Below are 17,314 nucleotides of genomic sequence, written 5' to 3'. Positions count from 1 at the left end.
AATGTTTTATGCGGAAATATATTTTTCTTGTCTTTTTGATGCTTTTTTCTGTGGGTTCTGCTTGGGCCACTCACTTGAAAGGTGGGGAGATTACGGTTCGACGTATTTCGGATAAGACACTTACCTACGAATTCACGTTGACGACCTACACGGAAAACAATCGGGCTAACCAGGATCAGGAGGAAGTTAATTTTTGTTTTGGGGATGGTTCTACGATTATTAAGGCCAAAAGATGTTGTGGAACTCCGGTAGATATCGGAAATGGAACCTTGAAGAATCTCTATAAAGTAGAATATACGTATCCCGCACCAGCCTTGTTTTACAAAGTCTCCGTAGCAATTCCCAATCGGAATGATGGAGTGCGAAATATTACCCGATCCGTGGAGGTTCCCTTTTATGTGGAAACCATATTTTCAATCAATTCTGGTCTCGGTCAAAATTCCACACCACTTTTGCTCAACCCCGCGGTTGACCTAACCGCGGTTGTTGGTCAAGTGTTTATTCATAACCCGAATGCAGTAGATGCAGAAGGGGATAGTTTGGCTTATCGATTATCGGTTTCGCGTACAGGTGATTCCGAGACTTGTAATCCAGCGAGTCGGGGAATTACGGCGCCTAATTTTCGCCAGCCCAATGAGGTGTCGGCTTTGCCTTCGACGTTTACCATCAATTCGACAACGGGTGATTTGATTTGGAATGCCCCGCAAGAATTGGGACTCTATAATTGTGCCTTCATTATTGAGGAATGGAGAAATGGAGTTAAGATTTCGGAGACAGTTCGAGATATGCAGATTGAGGTGAAGGATGTGGATAACCGCGCGCCTAAATTGACCATTCCACCCGATGTCTGTGTTCAGGCGGGAACCCTACTAAATGAGAGTATTACAGCAATAGATTCGCCATCCAAGACAGGTCGAATCGACCCTTTGACGATCTTTAGTTTTGGAAATGTATATGCCATGGATTCGGTTTATGCGGTAAAGCAACCTTTTGCTTCGTTTAGCTCAATTGCTCGTCAAAATTCACCGGCAAAGGCGACGTTTCGCTGGCAGACAGCTTGCCAACATATTCGCAAGGAAACCTATGATGTACTCTTCAAGGTCGAGGATAATCCACCAGCGAATGTGGGAAATGGTGTGAAGTTAGTGGATAGCAAACTTTGGAAAATACAAGTGATTGCTCCTGCGCCGAAGGGCTTGAAAGTTGTCCTCCAGAGTACGAATGCCGTATTGACCTGGAATCCCTTTTTGTGTTCTTTACCTGGATCGAAAGTCTTAATCTACCGTAGGACGGGAGCCTGCGGACCGGTAACGGCTAGTTCATGTAGCACAGGAATGACTGCGCAAGGTTTTGAGAAAATCGGTGAAGTAGGGATAGGTATCAATACATTCACGGATAAGAATGGTGGAGAAGGTTTGGCAAAGAATACGAATTATTCGTATGTCTTGGTGGTGGAATTTCAAAACTCGAAGGGCTTGGTGAATTACAGTCCTATGTCGGAATCGGTTTGTGCCTTTATTCCATCGACGGCCCCTCTGATGACACAAGCGAGCGTGTTAAAGACAGATATTTCGAAAGGGGAAATACAAGTTCGGTGGACCCGACCATTGAAATTGGATACATCGGTTTATCAAGCGCCCTACCAATATCGCTTGAAACGAGCGGAGGGCCAAACGGGATCTCAATTCGTGGAGGTGGGTGTGACGGCGGATACGATGTTTGTCGACAAGGATTTGAATACCTTGGAGAAGGGCTATCGCTATCAAGTGGATTTTTATTACACGGTCAATAAGGCATTTACGTATTTAGATAGTCCGAGTCCTGCGAGTTCGGTACGCGTGCAGGCGCAGGCAGCGGTGAAATCTGTTAAATTAACTTGGACTGCCTTTGTCCCTTGGTCGAATGATTTCCAGGTTCACCGGGTTTACCGAGAAAGTTTTGCGGGTTCGGGGAAGTTCAATCAGATTTCTGATGTTTCGGTAGCTGGGCCGGGTACCTATCAATTTACGGATATCGGGACCGATTTTATTGCTGCCGATGGAAAATCAGATGTTGTGATTTCAGCGGATTCAACCTATTGTTATTATGTTCAGACGGTTGGGCGCTATGGTGACGGCTTACCTGCTATGCGGATTGAGAATGCGTCTCAGCGGATTTGCATTAAGCCATTGGCGCAATTAATTCCACCTTGTGCGCCTGTTTTGCAAGTGTCTGTGCCTGATTGCGGTGTGCAGACGAGCAACTGTGAATCATTGACGGTCTCGAATGTGTTGTCATGGAAGGCTGTTACCTCAGGTACATGTGATCCGTTTATTGAAAAGTATCGTGTTTATGGGGCAAAGTCTTCGTCGGAGACCTTCTTGAAGTTGGCCGAAACGGAGAATCTAAATTACATCGATAAGAATTTGAGTTCGCACATTGCTTGTTACTATGTGGTCGCAGTCAGTCAAAATGGACTGGAAAGTCCAAAGAGCAATATTGTCTGTGTAGATAATTGCCCATCTTTCGACTTGCCGAATTTATTCAGTCCGAATGGGGATGGGAAAAACGATGTATTCCAAGCGATGTATTGCCCTCGATTTGTGAAGCAGGTCAAGGCAAAAATTGTGGATCGCTATGGCGCCTTGATTTATGAGTACGTTGGAGATTTGCCTGGTTTTGGTTGGAACGGAAAATCAAGTTCGGGGCAAGTGATGGCGACGGGAACTTATTTCTATACGGTTGAGGTTGAATTTGATGTGGTGGATACAACGAAGTCAACGAAACAATTAAAAGGCTGGCTCGAGCTGGTGCGTTAGGATGTTAGTCGTAATTGATGGTGATTGTTGTTTTTGTCAGTGGGCTTCCCGACTGCTGAAAAGGATTTGTCAGGATGGCTTTGAAATTATCCCCTTATCCAGTGTATCTCCTGAAATTCAAAACACCTGGGCGTCGGATCCTACTTGGGCGATTGATAGCATTAAAGTGATATCGAATGGTCGGCTCTATATTAAATCTGAAGCGGTGGCTCAGGTATTAATACGTGCCAAATGGTTTGCGCAGCCCTTGCGGTTATTATTTTTGCTACCCACCGGTTTGTTGGATCGGATGTATGATTGGGTTGCGCGCAATCGCTATTTTTGGGGGAAGGGAACTACCTGTGAGCTTAATTCGAACGGAAATAAGGCTTAGTTTGCTGGAAAAACTCTGGCGTCATCACATCATTCCAACGGTTTGCAGCCTCTTCCAATCCAGCGAAATTAAAGTGAATGCTATCCCAGCGGTAGGTGCTTCCGCTAACCGATTCCAGGTCGGCACCTAAATAGGTGAAGGGGATTTCGGTTAACATCCTTTTTTGGGCATTTTTTACTTTCGCAACCTCGGGAATGTTGATGTTGGTATTGGATTTGGCAATTAAAAAAGTCAATTTGGGTGCGTTCAATAGATCTCTGGTTTTCTCGATGTAGGCACGCGTACTTTCGACAATTTGATTTTCTGCTAGGGCGTAGTCATTTTCTCCATGCATCACGAGAATAGCACGAATACCCGATTTAGGAATATCATTATTGACACGATCTTCAAAAAAGGAATAGGGAAATCTTTTTTTCCAATCGAACAGTGGGCTTTGGAACTCCAATCCATAGGCTGATTGTCCCCATTCATACGAATTACTTCCCCCAATTCCCGTATTGTATACCATGATGGGAACTTGAAGTTTGATGCGTAATTTGTCAGCGAATCTGCCCCAAAAAGCATCGATTCCATTAGTGCCTGGCCATTTGATAATCTCACACCATTGTTGGTCATAAGCCGTGATGGTGTAAGGGCTTTGACCTTCTGCGAGGGAATGGCCAATGACTGCGAATATTTCACCAACCTTGAAGTTTTGGGGAAGCAGGGTATCTTTGAGAACTTGACCGTTATTTTGAACAATGACCTGGGGATAATATCCACCCCCTTTGAGGGTAAATGTTCCTTTGAAACCATTGGACTCGTCGATATTCATGTTCAGCCAATCGGTCTCTTGACCGCTGAAGTAATTTTTGAATTTGACTTTGGCTGAAGTAATGGGTTTTGAGCAATTGCCTACGATTAGTACTTCACCTTCATTTTTTTCGTTGCGTTGGACAAATTTTCGTGTTTTGGCTAAATCGATGGATACGAGGGTGCCGGGTTCTGCCAGCGGAGTAATCACTTCGTCGGGTTTACAAGCATTTAAAATAAATAACAGAAATAGGACGAAAAGTTGTTTAATCTGATTATTTATCATGTTTTTAAAAATAAACGATGAAGATGAAAAATGAACAAATGCTTATCTTTGTTTCATTAAGCTTTTAATAAGCATCAAATTTAAAAAAAATAGTCAAATGAAAGCATATGTCTTCCCAGGTCAAGGATCTCAGTTTCCAGGAATGGCCAAAGATCTTAATGAAAATTACGCAATTGCGAAGTCGATTGTCGATGAGGCTGATGCCATTTTAGGCTTCTCGTTATCGCAAGTGATGTTTGAGGGGACGGAAGAAGAGTTAAAACAAACGCGTATAACGCAGCCTGCGATTTATTTGCATTCTGTATTGGTCGCTAAATTGGGAAAAGATTTTGCTCCTTCGGTGGTGGCGGGTCATTCATTGGGTGAATTTTCTGCTTTGGTTGCAGCCGGGGGATTGGCTTGGCAAGATGGTTTACAATTGGTTTACAAACGTGCCTTGGCGATGCAAAAGGCGTGTGAAATCGAGCCAAGCACGATGGCGGCAGTTCTTGGTTTACCTGACGCGACGATTGAGGAAATTTGTTCGGCATTTGGCCCTTCGGTAGTGGCGGCAAATTACAATTGCCCGGGCCAGGTGGTTATTTCGGGTTCCGTGGAAGGTATTGAGGCAGTAGGTGTACAATTGAAAGAGGCAGGCGCCAAGCGCGTCTTAACTTTGCCCGTAGGTGGTGCATTTCATTCGCCCTTCATGGAGCCGGCTCGTGTGGAATTGGCGGCAGCGATTGAAGCGACCGAGGTATTGAAACCCATTTGCCCAATCGTTCAAAATGTGAACGCAAAAGCCTCACAAGATCCAGCAGAAATTAAAGCGAATTTGATTGCTCAGTTAACCGGTGCGGTTCGTTGGACTCAATCGGTCGAGACCATGGTGGGATTAGGTGTGTCTGAGTTTATTGAATGCGGTCCAGGAAAAGTTTTGCAAGGTTTGGTGAAGAAGATCCATGCGGAGGCATTGGTGTCTTCGATGGAATTGGCATAATAATACCATGATACTGAGCTACCCTTAAATTGAGCAAATAAATAATTCGTTTTTTTTTAGAACGATGTTTGATTTTTTGGGAGCAAGGCCTTACTTTTGCATCACAATTTGGTATTGACCTATGGTGTAATGGTAACACACCAGTTTTTGGTTCTGGTTTTCTAGGTTCGAGTCCTGGTAGGTCAACACAACAAAATAAGCCTTCGACAGAAATGTGGAAGGCTTTTTTGTTGATTAGAAATTTATTGCTGTCTTAATTATATTTAGGCTTAATTAAATAATCTACAATTTCTTTCAGTTTTCCCGTGGCCATTAAAGCATTCCGCTTTTCCCCCCAGCACCATATCGTCATGGGTAATATAGACATGGGAGGTAGTTGCAACACAGATTCTTTGTGCTGAATCGTTTTTATTAGAATTACCCCATTCGCACCTCTTACGCCATACATCGCGGTTTCTGCGGGGTCTTTTAGTACTTGCACGCTCTCCACATCATTCGGGTTGATTGAATTAATATTCCCTTGTAAAGGAACGCCATCAACGACATATAAAGGACTATTCGCATTAATGGAACCGATTCCATGAATCCGAACCATCGCATTGCCTCCCGGCGAATTATCATTTCCTACTTGTACGCCTGCTGCCTGTCCTTGCAATTTTTGTTGGAGTGAAGCCGCATTTGTCTGACTTAACTTATCTCTACCAATGCTTTTCTCCTGGGAATTCGTTTTATCCTCCGTAACGATGCTCGGGAATATTTGTAAACCTATTCCGCGCTCTCCCTGTGGGTTCCGCCCTTTTATAACCTTTACCTGGGCAATTTGATTTAATGCGATGATACTCGTATCTCTAAATTCTTGTGGATTTAGTTGAGTAGCTGATTCATACCAAAACACCTTGAGCGTATCATTTTTAATTATTACTCGCTGATTCGGGCTTGAGAAATGCTGTTCGATAAGGCGAGGTATTTCAACGTCTTGCGCCAAAACATTGGTACTAATCAAAAATAAAAGGATGAATTTTTTCATAGGTTGATTTCGCCTAGTTTCTCATAGGAGAGAATCATCGAACGAACGTTATGGTAATTGATTTTCCAATTATGTGCCATGTGTCGCCAAATGGGCTCACCCTCGCGGGTCATTAATGGCCACCATTCTCCGGTATTCCGATTAATCATCTTATCAAACACAAAGCGATGAACCTGTTTGTGGGCATCCAAAAAGCGGCTGTCTTGGGTTAATTTGTAGGCGTCCAGCATCCCGATAAGCATCTCGGCTTGTTGCCAAAACTCCTTCTCGTAATCGGAGGCTTCGCCTGTGTGCGAACCTTCTACATACACACCGCCATACTTCCAATCGATTCCATGATTTAAGGCATGATAGAACGCTTTTTCTAAATTCGGACGGTATTTTTCAATATCAAATCCCCCAATTTTAATGGCATGCATGAGAAGCCAGCCGAACTCCGCATTGTGTCCGTAAGACGTATTGTCGGTCGAGGAAGCCTTTTGCCCTCCATCCGCAAAACGATCCCATCCCCATACCACATCAAATTTGATTTGTGGTGCGACCGACCAATCCGCCCAAAATTGCGGAATACCCGTGCCCGTCACGGGATGCATGATTTTCTGGATTAAAATCTCGATGGACTCTTCCAATTTCCGACGATGCAAGGATTTTCCGCTCGCCTCATACAGTGTCGTGAATGCCTCCATCAAATGCATGTGCACATCCAAGGTTTTTCGATCTCCACCCGGTGAGCCTGGCCCCATCAAGGACCAATCCTCATCGAAGAATTCCCAATAGCCACCATAATTCGTATCAACCGCATGTTTTTGTAATAAATCAAAAACCTTTTCGGCATATTCCAATCCAATGGGGTCTCCAGATGCGAGTGTATATTCACTCAAGCAGTAAATGACAAAGCTATGGCCGTAGCCTATTTTTTGTTTATTGATTGGATTTCCTGCTCTGTCGACCATCCAATAAAAACCTCCATGGGTAGGATCCCACATGTTTTTTAGAAGAAATTGTACACCGTTTTTGGCCATCGCTAACATCACATCTCCCCCGAATCCATGGCGATATGCTTGTGAATAGGTGAAAATGGAGCGCGTTTGAGCAATCAAAGACTTTTCATCCTTACCCGTATCATTTCCAAATTCATCAAAATGCGTAATAAATCCTCCGTTTATCGGATCAATCGTCCGCTGAATCCAAAAAGGCAATAATGCGTTTTCCGTGTACTCTTTAATTTCTTGTTGCATGATAGCTTTGTATAATTTCGTTGGCTTGGGCACTGCCCGTTTCTCCAATTTTATGTATGGTCAGATGTACGGCTAAACTAGCTAGGGCACAGGCCTCTTCGATGCTAGCCCCTGCGGCTCTGGCCGCACTAAAGGCTGCTACGACCATATCTCCGGCCCCTACCGTGTCGATAGGGCCTTGAACAGGAATAGCTTTCTCCCAGTGGAATTCCTCTGGAGAAGCATAAATCATTCCCTTATCACCCAAAGTCAATAAAACTGGTCTTCCTCTTTGGCTTACCCAAGATTTGATTGCACTTTCGATGTCCAAATCTGTAGGTAAGATCTTCGAAAACTCAGCTTCATTAACTTTTAAAATAACCTCATGGGCATACGATCCAAGGCTACGTAAATCAGCAATAGCCTTCTCGTTGGTGAATTTCTGTAAGAATTCGAGTGTGGCCTGATTCAGTAGGGGCGTATGAAATTGTTCATTGATGATTACCCAGTCGTAATTACTCACTCGTATCGCCAATTCATGAATGACCTCCAGTCCGTGATTTTGAAAGTTTGCGTTTCGGGTGCCAAAATCCAAACGGTTTTGTTCGATTCCTTCGCGCATGGGTTTGCTGTACGTGGGGGTATCTATACCTGCTTTCGCCTTCAGAAATTCGGTATTTATGTTTAATGCTTGCGCAAGATGGGCGACTTCCCGACCGAATACATCATTTCCTCTAAGTCCATATGCATCTACTTGAACGCCTAAATGCGCTAAATTTTTAGCCACATTTCCAGCACCCCCTAAGGCTGTTTGTGTTTGGGAGGCATGTTGTACTTCCTTACCTGTTTCTATGCTGATCTCCCCAGTATCCGGATTGAATTGAAAATAGAAATCCAAGGCAAAGTCGCCAATGACCGCGATACGTAATTGGCTGATTTGAGCCAATAAAGCCTCTAATCGCTTGGAATTCATGTTGATAGGTTTAACGCCTGAAATGTACAAAAAAAATGGATTGGGGCAAATAAATGGACCATTCCCTTTTGAGCTTTGGCAAACCTAATAGGATTGCCAAAGCTAGCATGGGTTCGTTAAATTTTGACTTCGGAAACTGATATTTTCTCCCTGATTTTCCTTAATTTTAAAATTCTATTTACCCTTATCTTTTTTCGTTTTGGCATTAATTAAATCTATTTCGGGCATTCGTGGTACCATTGGTGGTAAACCCGGTGATGGCCTTAGTCCCATTGATGTGGTGAGCTTCGCGGCGGCCTATGGTTCTTGGTTGAAAAGCACAGGGCCCTCCTCCAACCAAATTGTTCTCGGTCGGGATGCCCGTATCTCCGGCTCCATGGTTTCTTCGCTGGTAGCGAATACGCTCATAGGATTGGGGTGGGATGTGTTGGATATTGGTCTTTCTACTACCCCGACCGTCGAATTGGCAGTGCCATGGACGAAGTCTGCCGGTGGAATTATCATCACCGCGAGTCATAATCCTGCGCAATGGAATGCCTTGAAACTATTGAATGCTGCCGGCGAGTTTATCTCGGATGAGGACGGAAAGGCTTTATTGAAATTGGCAGAGAATCAAGATTTCCATTTTGTGGAGGTTGGCCAACTGGGTAAAATCACAGAAGATAAAAGTTTTTTACAGCAACACATTGACCATGTTTTGGGTCTTCGTTGGGTAGACCAACCTGCTATTCAAGCGAAAAACTTTAGGGTATTGGTGGATGCGGTGAATTCGACAGGAGGTATCGTTGTTCCCCAATTATTGAATGCCTTGGGTGTTCACCAGGTGGACGTGATTTTTGGAGATCCAAATGGTCATTTTGGGCATAATCCAGAGCCTCTTCCTGAGAACTTGACGGATATGATTGCCCAAATGAAATCAGTAAAATATGATTTAGGCATTGTGGTGGATCCTGATGTCGACCGTCTTTGTTTTATTTCGGAAGACGGTACGCCTTTTGGAGAGGAGTATACGCTGGTGGCGGTTGCCGACTATATTTTGTCGAAGGAAAAAGGGAATACGGTTTCAAATCTTTCCTCAACGCGTGCTTTGGCGGATGTAACCAATCGACATGGCGGACAATATTTTGCGGCTGCTGTAGGAGAGGTAAATGTGGTTACGAAAATGAAAGCAGAAAATGCGATTATTGGTGGCGAAGGAAACGGGGGAGTTATTTTTCCAGAGTCGCATTACGGTCGGGATGCCTTAGTAGGCATCGGATTATTTTTGACACATTTAGCCTATAAGAACAAGTCTGTTAGTGCCTTGCGTGCGGAATATCCGTCATACATCATGTCAAAAAATAAGATTGAACTATCTGCTGATTTAAATGTGGATTTGATCTTGGCGACTGTAGCAGAGCAATTTAAAGATGAAAAGGTGAATACCATTGATGGGGTGAAAATCGACTTCGCAGATCGTTGGGTTCATTTACGTAAATCGAATACGGAGCCGATTATTCGAATTTATTCGGAGGCGCCAAGTGATAAAGAAGCCAATGAATTGGCGGAAAAAATCATGCAGGTGATTCGTAGCATTGCCGGCAAATAAGAAGAACATGACATCAACAACGAAAACACCAATTTACTTAGACAACGCGGCTACTACTCCGGTGGATCCCTTGGTTTGGCGGGAAATGCAGCCCTTGTTCGATCAATTTACGGCGAATCCGTCATCGATACATTCGCATGGCCGACAAGCGAAAGTGATTGTGGAGAAGGCGCGTAAAACGGTAGCGTCACTTTTGAAAGCTTCGCCAGCAGAGATATTCTTTACCTCAGGTGGTACAGAGGCGGATAATACGGTCATTCAATCTGCTGTTTTATTTGGTGGAATCAAGACGATAATTACCTCGCCCTTGGAACACCATGCGGTACTACATACGGCGGAGGCATGGGGTAAATTGGGTTTGGCTGAAGTAAAATTGGTCAATATCAATTCGGATGGAGATATTGATTTAGCACATTTGGAGCGTCTATTAGCAGAAAGCCCTTCTGCATTAGTTAGTTTGATGCACGGAAATAATGAGATTGGAAATCTATTGGATTTGAATGCGGTGGGGGCGTTGTGCCAACAATACGGAGCGCTATTTCATTCGGATACCGTTCAAACCATGGGCCATTTCCCACATGATGTTCAGGCTTTACCGGTTGATTTTCTGGTAGGTGCTGCGCATAAGTTTCATGGTCCGAAGGGAATCGGTTTCTTATATGCCAAAGCGGGTTCTAAATTCCACCCATTAATGCACGGTGGGGCGCAAGAGCGTAATCAACGGGGAGGGACTGAAAATGTCTATGGGATGGTTGGCCTAGCGAAAGCATTAAGCCTCGCTTATGAGCACATGGATGAACATATGAATCACATCAAATCGGTGAAAACCTACTTTATCGAAGGCTTAAAATCTCGATTCCCGGGGATTCAGTTCAATGGACGTTCAGGTGAAGTGGATAATAGTCTTTATACTGTTTTAAACGTTCGATTCCCGAATGTGGCCGATGGCGATATGTTATTATTTCAATTGGATATTGAGAAGATTTCCGCATCTGGAGGAAGTGCTTGTTCGAGTGGTACTTCCGTAGGCTCACATGTATTATCGGCCTTGAATCCGACGGCCACAGGGGCAGCTGTTCGTTTCTCTTTCTCAAAGAATAATACGAAAGAGGAGATTGATCGGGTTTTGGAGGTGTTGGAGCGCTTAGTGAAATAATATGTAGAGACGCGATACCTCGCGTCTATTTATTTTTCAGTTTTGCAGAGACGAGATACCTCGCGTCTATTTATTTTTCAGTTTTGCAGAGACACGATACCTCGCGTCTATTTATTTTTCAGTTTTGCAGAGACGCGATACCTCGCGTCTATTTATTTTTCAGTTTTGCAGAGACGCGATACCTCGCGTCTATTTATTTTTCAGTTTTGTAGAGACGCGATACCTCGCGTCTATTTATTTTTCAGTTTTGCAGAGACGCGATACCTCGCTTCTATTTATTTTTCAGTTTTGTAGAGACGCGATACCTCGCGTCTATTAACATAATCGTATTTGCAACAAAGACGCGAGGTATCGCGTCTCTACAGTTATCTTTAGTACGCGCGTGCAAATAACACACGTTTGCTCGATGGATTGCCGGTCAAAATACAATTTCCCGGTTCCTCTTTGGCATCTAATGGAATGCAACGAATGGTTGCCTTGGTTAACTCTTTAATTTTTTCTTCGGTTTCTGAGCTACCATCCCAGTGGGCTGAAATAAATCCACCTTCGTCTAATTTGGCGGTGAATTCATCCCAAGTATTTACCACATGCGTTTTTTCTTGACGGAAAGCGAGGGCCTTGGCATAGATTTTAGCTTGAATATCTTCCAAGGTATCTAGAACAACTTGTTCAATGCCATCGAAAGGCATGCTTGTTTTTTCACGAGTATCTCGGCGAGCTAATTCGATGGTGCCGTTTTCCATGTCACGGTTACCTATCGCTAAGCGAATGGGAACACCTTTTAATTCATATTCGGCAAATTTAAAGCCCGGGCTTTGGTTGTCGGAGGTATCAAACTTCACCGAAACACCATACTTTCTTAATGATTTTACCAATGGATTTACCTTTTCGATGATTGCATTTAATTGATCCTCTCCCTTGTAAATCGGAACGATTACCACTTGAATCGGAGCTAATTTTGGAGGTAAAACCAATCCTTGATCATCCGAGTGGGCCATAATTAAGGCGCCCATCAAACGGGTAGAAACACCCCAAGAGGTTCCCCAAACGTAGTCTAATTGGTTTTCCTTGCTTAAGAATTTCACATCGAAAGCCTTGGCGAAGTTTTGGCCTAAGAAGTGAGACGTACCTGCTTGCAGGGCTTTCCCATCTTGCATCAATGCCTCGATGCAATAGGTCTCATCGGCACCCGCAAAGCGTTCATTGGCTGTTTTTATTCCCTTTACCACGGGCATAGCCATGAAGTTTTCTGCGAAATTTGCATAAACTTCTAACATTTGTTCGGTTTCCGCAATGGCTTCTTGTTTAGTCGCATGCGCTGTATGACCTTCTTGCCAAAGGAATTCTGCCGTGCGCAGGAAAAGGCGGGTGCGCATTTCCCAACGAACCACATTCGCCCATTGATTAATCAATAATGGTAAATCGCGATACGATTGAATCCAGTTTTTGTAAGTTGACCAAATGACCGTTTCGGAGGTTGGTCGTACGATTAATTCTTCTTCTAGTTTTGCCTCTGGGTCCACGATGACACCGCCACCATTGGGGTCATTTTTCAGTCGGTAATGCGTTACCACTGCACATTCCTTGGCGAATCCCTCTACGTGAGATGCCTCTTTGGAAAGAAATGATTTGGGAATGAATAGGGGAAAATAGGCATTGGTATGTCCGGTTTCTTTAAACATATCGTCCAATCCACGTTGCATTTTTTCCCAGATGGAATAGCCATAGGGTTTAATGATCATACAACCTCTGACTGCAGAATTTTCGGCTAAATCAGCTCGTTTAACTAATTCATTATACCACTCTGAATAATTTTCGGCACGGGACGGTAAGGATTTACTCATATATTTTTGTAGAATCGTACTAGATGGGTGATTATTTCGTTAATTTGTGTGTGTTAAACTTGAAACTTTTTTCAGTGTTCAAAGTTTAAAATTACGAATTAAACCAAGAACTTAAAAATAGATACTTCATCAACAGCTAATTCCATTCAATGTCATGAAAAATTTAAGGATTGCTTCGGTATTATTGGCACTCGCGGCTGTTTTGAATGCATGTTCTGTTTCTCAAACAGCATTTGTAGCGGATGATTTGTATGATAGTTATCAGAAACCTGCAGTGGCTGCTGCTAAACAAAAGAAATCAGGTTATTTAAATTTTGAAGATGACGCTCAGATTATACAAGAAGAGGAAGGGGTTGTGATTCAAGAGGAGGAAGACGTAAATTATTTGAATTCGCGGGTAGTCTACCAACAAGGATTCAATAATGGATTTAATCAAGGTATGTTTACTTCGAACCCTTGGAATAATTGGTATTCGAATCCGTACATAAGTTTTGGATTGGGTTTTGGAAATCGTTGGAATTCTCCACTGATGGATTGGCGTTTGAATGATCCATTTTTTCCAGGTTATGGCTTAGGGTCAAATTTTGGATTCTATGGGAATAATGCATTTGCCTTCAACTCATTTGGCTTTGGAAGTCCCTATGGTTTTTATGATCCATTCTATGGCTATGTGGGTCCGGGCATGATGTTTGGACGTGGACCGATTTACAATTATTATTACGGTTTTGGTCAAAACTACTACGGTGGTAATGTGTATCAGTCCAATGTTGCTGTCAATAATGAGCCAGCTCCAAGATACATACGTGGACCAAGAGATACAGGTTCGAGTAATCGTTATGGGGGGGAGAATTATTCCAATGCACCGCGTGGCGGAAACAATTCTTACAATACTCAAAGCTCGAATCAACCCCGTGTGAATTCGACGCAGACCTATTCCAATTACCCAACCCAAGCAGCGCCACGAAGAAATTCGAATTATGAATTTCAAGCTGCACCCCAACAAAATTATGGGCAAAATCGGACGGAATCCTACAGCTCTCCTTCGAGTAGCTATTCAGGTGGAAGTTACAGTGGTGGCGGTTCGTCAGGAGGTGGTTCTTCACGTGGTCCAAGATAATTCGTTATGAAAAGATTATTTTTTCTAATGCTACTTTCAATCGCTTTTGGAGGTAGCGCTCAGATTTATACCTATCCAATGCTTGCTAAGCAATATTCGACGTCCTATGCGACGGGAACATCACGTATGCAGGGTTTGGGTGGCACGCACAGTGTACTAGGTGCCGATTTAAGTTCTATTGCTGGAAATGCAGCTGGTTTGGGATTCTATTCTCGTTCTGAAATCGGGATTAATGTAGCGCACCTATCGACCAATACGGAATCGATGTATTTGGATCAAAAAAGTACGAGCGATAATAGCATGATACATATGCCTAATTTTGGCATTGTCCTTTCAGGTGAATATTTGTCTAGTTCGTCTTGGCGTGGGGCATTTGGTATTGGATATTCTCGTCAAGTGGTCCTGATGCAGCCCTTATCGATTGATGGAACGAATAATCGAAGCTCTTATTTGGATTACTTGATTCAAAAAGCTGGTGATAAGGGGGCGACCGGCGCTACATTGGATGAGGAATATGACTCCTATTACAATACGGCGGATAGTCCTGAGGCGGCAGCTTACCAAGCTTATTTGATCAACCCAAATGCAAAGACTGGTGGAGCACCGTTTGAACGGTATTTGCCCAACTTGCCTACAAATCAGTCGGGAACTGCCGTAAACAATGGATCGATAGCACAATGGGATATTAGTTATGGAGCGGCTTATCAAGACCGTCTTTTCATTGGGTTGGGTTTGCACTTCGCTAAATTAAGAACCACGATGACTCAATTGTGGGAAGAGCGTTATCCCGATAACAATTTTGTAGCTGGTTGGGCTATGGAGGAGCAGTTAAATACGACAGGTTCGGGTGTATCCATATCGCTTGGAACCATCTATAAATTAAAGCCCAATTTACGTGTCGCATTAAATCTGCAGACACCTACCTATTATGACCAACTAATTGAACAATATGCGGGGACCTTGAGTCCACAGGTCACTTCGATTCCGGTAACTGGCGGTTTTATCACACGGGTGAAGCCTGTTAAGTTGACCCCCAATGAATTTAGCTACCAATTGGCGACACCTTTCCGACTATCGGGAGGATTGGCTTATTTCTTTGGAAAGCGTGGCTTATTGAGTGCAGATATTGAAATGGTCAATTACTCAGGGATGTATGTTGCTTCGGCAGAACTTGGGCCCTACGCGAATCAACAATTCAAAGACAAGTATAATACGCAAATGTCTCGCAATTTTCAGACAGCCTTGAATATGAAGGTGGGAGCTGAATTTCGTCTTACTCCTGCATGGACATTACGTGGGGGGGTGGTCTCTTATGGAAATGGATTTTCCAGTACCTATGATTCCATTGATCGTAGCCAATTTCAATTATCCGGTGGCATAGGTTACCGCAGTTCGGCGTATTATTTTGACTTGGCATTTGTACAACGAAGTGCTAAGGATGCCTATACGCCTTATGCATTAAAAAATGCGACAGATTACGCATCCGCCGCATTGAATATGACCCAGACTCAAATAAGCCTTGGGGGTGGATTGTTTTTTTAAACCGGGATATATTGGTCTAATAACCAAAGTAATTGGCTAACGGTGATCTCGCCGTCAACTTGTATATCGGCTTGTTGGTAAAATGACAAGCGCTCCTCAAATGTCTTTTTGATGGATGCGATCACCACCTCTTCACTTTGACTTTTGTCTAAGAGGGGACGATTATTTCCTTGTGCTTTATATAATCGAGTTGCCAAATCATTGACATCCACATTTAAGAAGATACTGACACCATTCTCTTTGATAAAATCCATGTTATCGTTGAAGCAAGGAACTCCACCACCTGTTGCGATGACCATGGATTGATTCGGTTGAAAACCGCGTAATGTTTTCTTTTCTATTTCCCGAAAATGGGCCTCCCCGTAGTTGGAGAAAATCTCTGAAACCGTCTTTTGCTCACGGGTTTCGATCAATTTATCCATATCTGTAAAGCTATACCCCAAATTTCTTGCTAACTCCTTCCCTAATGTACTCTTTCCTGATGAGGGCATTCCTACTAAATAGATATTCTTCATTCTTGCACTTATTGTTTTAAACGTTGTTGAATGTCATCCGCGTTGGGTAGGCGATAGGCCGACCATTTTCCTTTGACGGTCCCTTGACTAATTAGCCAAAGTCCTGGACTAGAACGAATGATTGTTTTTAATACTTTCGAATCTGCGGATAGGGCCGGGAATGCCAATTGGTATTCATGACGCAAGGCATTTACGTCCTCGTCCGACGATGCACTAACTAACCAGATGGGGATTTGAATTGTTTTCGCTAATTGGCTGATTTCTTCAAAAGCCGCTAATCGAGCGTGGTGAACATTGGGGGCAATCACTAATAGATGATCACCTTGGAAGATTTTCTGAGTATAATCCGTGGTGTCTCCATCGACCCACAAACGATAATCCGTAATGAGTGGACGCGCCTCCTTTTCGTTGATGGCTTGCATCGATACAAATTCCGCCTTGGGATCCGACGGCATTTCGGCTAATTCAACCGTTTTGCCATTCATTTTATAAACGTAAGTGAATTTCAATTCCTCGCGATTCTTCATGTTCCTAGGAATGTTTTCGCCTACAGCATAGGGTAATCCATCTTGTATAGGTAGGTAGAAATAACAATACGTTCCCAATCCAATACTCAAAACAGCCGAAGCCAATACCCATTTTCCGGTTTGTTGGCTTTGCTTAATCTTATCTGTTAAGAATAGACTTAATGTTAAAATCAATAGGAATATATCCTTTCCAAAGGATGTCCATGGGGTCAATTTGATCGTTTCTCCGAAACAGCCACAGTCGGTTACCTTATTGAAATAAGCCGAATAAAACGTTAAGAAGCTAAAAAAGACCAATATACCCACGAAGCTGTATAAAGTTGCTTTGGTTTTGTAGTTGAGGGCCAATGCGATGGCCAAAACAATCTCAGCGCTACTCAAACCAATCGAAAAGAGTAAGGCCTGTGGAATTAATAATTTCCAGAAACCCGCCATCCATGGGAAGTCCAAGGCGAAAACTTCGAAGTATTCCTCGAGTTTTAACTCCGTTCCGATGGGGTCGTTGAGTTTGATTAATCCGGAGAATAAGAATATCCCGACCAATAAAAACGTGGCGATGTTGCGGGTTAGTTTCATCCGA

The 17,314-nt window shown here is 43.3% G+C and carries 14 protein-coding genes and 1 tRNA gene; 8 read left to right on the top strand and 7 right to left on the bottom strand.

The features are described from left to right. Positions 1-8 precede the first annotated feature (8 nt). A complete protein-coding gene (locus ACMH5P_RS04120; protein WP_459493055.1) occupies positions 9-2,798 on the top strand; it encodes a T9SS type B sorting domain-containing protein in 2,790 nt (929 codons plus the stop codon). A 1-nt stretch (position 2,799) separates the two neighbouring features. Further along, positions 2,800-3,171, top strand: coding sequence for a thiol-disulfide oxidoreductase DCC family protein (locus ACMH5P_RS04115; RefSeq protein ID WP_459493054.1), 372 nt, complete (start codon positions 2,800-2,802; stop codon positions 3,169-3,171). Here ACMH5P_RS04115 and ACMH5P_RS04110 read toward each other — a convergent pair. Next, positions 3,146-4,249 (bottom strand): SGNH/GDSL hydrolase family protein, encoded by a 1,104-nt coding sequence (locus tag ACMH5P_RS04110; protein WP_459493053.1) that lies wholly within the window; start codon positions 4,247-4,249, stop codon positions 3,146-3,148. The two genes, ACMH5P_RS04115 and ACMH5P_RS04110, sit on opposite strands and share 26 nt — an antisense overlap. Before the next feature lie 97 nt (positions 4,250-4,346). Here ACMH5P_RS04110 and fabD point away from each other — a divergent pair, with 97 nt between their 5' ends. Together fabD and ACMH5P_RS04100 are read left to right on the top strand one after the other, a co-directional pair. After that, the gene (gene fabD / locus ACMH5P_RS04105; RefSeq protein WP_459493052.1) at positions 4,347-5,228 is read left to right on the top strand and encodes an ACP S-malonyltransferase; all 882 of its coding nucleotides are present in this window, start codon (positions 4,347-4,349) and stop codon (positions 5,226-5,228) included. 115 nt (positions 5,229-5,343) lie between these two features. Continuing rightward, positions 5,344-5,414 (top strand) — tRNA-Gln (locus ACMH5P_RS04100). Between the two features lie 67 nt (positions 5,415-5,481). Here the strand turns inward: ACMH5P_RS04100 and ACMH5P_RS04095 are convergent. Genes ACMH5P_RS04095 through ACMH5P_RS04085 form a run of 3 tightly spaced genes read right to left on the bottom strand, consistent with a single transcriptional unit; the run spans position 5,482 to position 8,445 of the window. Then, positions 5,482-6,255, bottom strand: coding sequence for a TonB-dependent receptor plug domain-containing protein (locus tag ACMH5P_RS04095; protein WP_459493051.1), 774 nt, complete (start codon positions 6,253-6,255; stop codon positions 5,482-5,484). Then, positions 6,252-7,493, bottom strand: coding sequence for an AGE family epimerase/isomerase (locus tag ACMH5P_RS04090; RefSeq protein WP_459493050.1), 1,242 nt, complete (start codon positions 7,491-7,493; stop codon positions 6,252-6,254). Before ACMH5P_RS04090 ends, ACMH5P_RS04095 begins: the two co-directional genes overlap by 4 nt. Then, positions 7,477-8,445 (bottom strand): bifunctional heptose 7-phosphate kinase/heptose 1-phosphate adenyltransferase, encoded by a 969-nt coding sequence (locus tag ACMH5P_RS04085; RefSeq protein ID WP_459493049.1) that lies wholly within the window; start codon positions 8,443-8,445, stop codon positions 7,477-7,479. The genes ACMH5P_RS04090 and ACMH5P_RS04085 overlap by 17 nt, the downstream gene beginning before the upstream one ends. 199 nt (positions 8,446-8,644) lie before the next feature. On the opposite strand from ACMH5P_RS04085, the gene glmM reads away from it, so the two are divergent. Continuing rightward, complete coding sequence (gene glmM, locus ACMH5P_RS04080; protein WP_459493048.1) at positions 8,645-10,033, top strand: phosphoglucosamine mutase; 1,389 nt, start codon at positions 8,645-8,647, stop codon at positions 10,031-10,033. Between the two features lie 7 nt (positions 10,034-10,040). Then, a complete protein-coding gene (locus ACMH5P_RS04075) occupies positions 10,041-11,189 on the top strand; it encodes a cysteine desulfurase family protein (protein ID WP_459493047.1) in 1,149 nt (382 codons plus the stop codon). 371 nt (positions 11,190-11,560) lie between these two features. Here ACMH5P_RS04075 and proS read toward each other — a convergent pair whose 3' ends face one another. After that, a complete protein-coding gene (gene proS / locus ACMH5P_RS04070) occupies positions 11,561-13,033 on the bottom strand; it encodes a proline--tRNA ligase (protein ID WP_459493046.1) in 1,473 nt (490 codons plus the stop codon). 154 nt (positions 13,034-13,187) lie between these two features. On the opposite strand from proS, the gene ACMH5P_RS04065 reads away from it, so the two are divergent. Together ACMH5P_RS04065 and ACMH5P_RS04060 are read left to right on the top strand one after the other, a co-directional pair. Further along, the gene (locus tag ACMH5P_RS04065) at positions 13,188-14,150 is read left to right on the top strand and encodes a hypothetical protein (protein ID WP_459493045.1); all 963 of its coding nucleotides are present in this window, start codon (positions 13,188-13,190) and stop codon (positions 14,148-14,150) included. Between the two features lie 27 nt (positions 14,151-14,177). Then, the gene (locus ACMH5P_RS04060) at positions 14,178-15,692 is read left to right on the top strand and encodes a hypothetical protein (RefSeq protein ID WP_459493044.1); all 1,515 of its coding nucleotides are present in this window, start codon (positions 14,178-14,180) and stop codon (positions 15,690-15,692) included. On the opposite strand, the gene ACMH5P_RS04055 is transcribed toward ACMH5P_RS04060, so the two are convergent. Together ACMH5P_RS04055 and ACMH5P_RS04050 are read right to left on the bottom strand one after the other, a co-directional pair. Next, a complete protein-coding gene (locus ACMH5P_RS04055; RefSeq protein WP_459493043.1) occupies positions 15,689-16,207 on the bottom strand; it encodes a shikimate kinase in 519 nt (172 codons plus the stop codon). The two genes, ACMH5P_RS04060 and ACMH5P_RS04055, sit on opposite strands and share 4 nt — an antisense overlap. An 8-nt stretch (positions 16,208-16,215) precedes the next feature. Then, positions 16,216-17,310, bottom strand: coding sequence for a BT_3928 family protein (locus ACMH5P_RS04050; protein WP_459493042.1), 1,095 nt, complete (start codon positions 17,308-17,310; stop codon positions 16,216-16,218). Positions 17,311-17,314 lie beyond the last annotated feature (4 nt).

The organism is Aquirufa sp. 5-AUSEE-100C1 (assembly GCF_054558655.1).
Note: the sequence above shows the minus strand (reverse complement) of the source record. Positions and strands in the feature narration are given on the sequence as shown.

What these genes read in the sequence shown, in the direction of transcription:
- ACMH5P_RS04120 (WP_459493055.1), top strand. Translation starts at nt 9, where the DNA reads ATGCGGAAATATATTTTTCTTGTCTTTTTGATGCTTTTTTCTGTGGGT.
- ACMH5P_RS04115 (WP_459493054.1), top strand. Translation starts at nt 2,800, where the DNA reads ATGTTAGTCGTAATTGATGGTGATTGTTGTTTTTGTCAGTGGGCTTCC.
- ACMH5P_RS04110 (WP_459493053.1), bottom strand. Translation starts at nt 4,249, where the DNA reads ATGATAAATAATCAGATTAAACAACTTTTCGTCCTATTTCTGTTATTT.
- fabD (WP_459493052.1), top strand. Translation starts at nt 4,347, where the DNA reads ATGAAAGCATATGTCTTCCCAGGTCAAGGATCTCAGTTTCCAGGAATG.
- ACMH5P_RS04095 (WP_459493051.1), bottom strand. Translation starts at nt 6,255, where the DNA reads ATGAAAAAATTCATCCTTTTATTTTTGATTAGTACCAATGTTTTGGCG.
- ACMH5P_RS04090 (WP_459493050.1), bottom strand. Translation starts at nt 7,493, where the DNA reads ATGCAACAAGAAATTAAAGAGTACACGGAAAACGCATTATTGCCTTTT.
- ACMH5P_RS04085 (WP_459493049.1), bottom strand. Translation starts at nt 8,445, where the DNA reads ATGAATTCCAAGCGATTAGAGGCTTTATTGGCTCAAATCAGCCAATTA.
- ACMH5P_RS04075 (WP_459493047.1), top strand. Translation starts at nt 10,041, where the DNA reads ATGACATCAACAACGAAAACACCAATTTACTTAGACAACGCGGCTACT.
- proS (WP_459493046.1), bottom strand. Translation starts at nt 13,033, where the DNA reads ATGAGTAAATCCTTACCGTCCCGTGCCGAAAATTATTCAGAGTGGTAT.
- ACMH5P_RS04065 (WP_459493045.1), top strand. Translation starts at nt 13,188, where the DNA reads ATGAAAAATTTAAGGATTGCTTCGGTATTATTGGCACTCGCGGCTGTT.
- ACMH5P_RS04060 (WP_459493044.1), top strand. Translation starts at nt 14,178, where the DNA reads ATGCTACTTTCAATCGCTTTTGGAGGTAGCGCTCAGATTTATACCTAT.
- ACMH5P_RS04055 (WP_459493043.1), bottom strand. Translation starts at nt 16,207, where the DNA reads ATGAAGAATATCTATTTAGTAGGAATGCCCTCATCAGGAAAGAGTACA.
- ACMH5P_RS04050 (WP_459493042.1), bottom strand. Translation starts at nt 17,310, where the DNA reads ATGAAACTAACCCGCAACATCGCCACGTTTTTATTGGTCGGGATATTC.